This is a genomic window from Kitasatospora sp. NPDC096204, assembly GCF_044763205.1.
Classification (GTDB): Bacteria; Actinomycetota; Actinomycetes; order Streptomycetales; family Streptomycetaceae; genus Kitasatospora.
Genome location: NZ_JBIWFT010000107.1, coordinates 1 through 1,260, shown reverse-complemented (window position 1 = coordinate 1,260; position 1,260 = coordinate 1). Strand labels below are relative to the sequence as shown.

General features: G+C 65.1%; 1 protein-coding gene. It reads right to left on the bottom strand.

Annotated features, from left to right (window positions below; translation table 11 throughout):
* Nucleotides 1-218: 218 nt before the first annotated feature.
* Nucleotides 219-1,088 (bottom strand): hypothetical protein, encoded by an 870-nt coding sequence (locus ACIQ87_RS40320; RefSeq protein ID WP_402417257.1) that lies wholly within the window; start codon nucleotides 1,086-1,088, stop codon nucleotides 219-221.
* Nucleotides 1,089-1,260 lie beyond the last annotated feature (172 nt).

Below are 1,260 nucleotides of genomic sequence, written 5' to 3'. Positions count from 1 at the left end.
GTCAGCCACGACCGTTCATGATCGCGGTTGTGGTGACGCTCTGTGGCTCTGGCACGGAAAGTGATCCAGAACCACGGTTGGGAGATCGCGGACACGGCGGCCTCGCCCAGTCCGGTCCTCCCGTATCTCGAAGTCCATCGCACCCCTTGAACTGGGGTGTTGCAACGGCCGCAGAACCCAAGAGGCCGGTGTCGGGGCTCTCGCTCCAGACCTGCCTGTCAGGCCGCAGAATTCTTGACGATGAGGCTGGCCACAGCCGACGTGCCAAGGTACCGGTGGACATCGTGGGATGAGGGGAAGCCCCCGGTGTTCACCTCGATGTCCGCAATGCCAGTGGCCAGTCCGGACAGGCCGGCGCATCCGGTCACGAAGTCCTTCAACGCGTAGAGGTTTGTCCACTCCACCCCGGCTGGGACGGTGAGCGGCTCGCCCTCCGGGTGGAGTCCCTTGCGGCCGACGAGCCAGCTGAGCGGGGACCCGCATGTCACAAGCGTGGTCACTCCGGGAGCTTCGCCACGGTTGAGCAGGTCGTACGCCACCACACTGCCGAGGGAGTGGGCGATGACCATACGCGCACCTGTGTGCGCCAGGACCCTGGCGACTTCTGAGCGTACGGCGTCAGCCGTAGGCTCATGGCGCAGATAGGTATACGCCTCGCGTACGAGCCACAGGAAGCGGTTCGTGACGCCCTTGCCCGTTTTCTGGTCCACGGCCTGGGCCATGCTCACGATCCGCGGTGTGAGGGAGCTTTCTCCAAGGGTCATACCGGCTTCGGGCGACATGTCCTCCAGAGCCGAGGGGGCATAAGCCGCGAGTGCCTCGAGGATGAAGGCTTCTTCCTCCTCGCCGATGGGCCTGTCCTGCGAGAAAGAGTCCGCCTCCGGGGCGCCGAGCCTTATGAAACGGGTCGGAGTCCGGGGGAAGACCGCCTGGTAGGAGGGAACGGTCACCGCGACCCGGGGCGCTTCAGGCGGGACGGTGACCAGCACACGGTTGACGGTGGTCTGCCAGCTGAAGCTCAGACCTGCCGTGGTCGCGCCCGCTCCCTGCCTGATTCCGTGCACTCCGACGATCTGCAGCGCGTCCACGCTTCCCCCTGTTCGCTCTCTTCGGCATGTAGGTGGCCGATCGTAGCCAGGCAGCTGCGGCCGGTACAGGCCGAGTTAGAAGCCGTTGTCTTTCCGATAGTGGTGGGTGTGTTTCTGCTGGTCAGGGATAGTGTCGGCGCCTCGGTGGCAGAGACGGGGTGTCGTGTGGTCT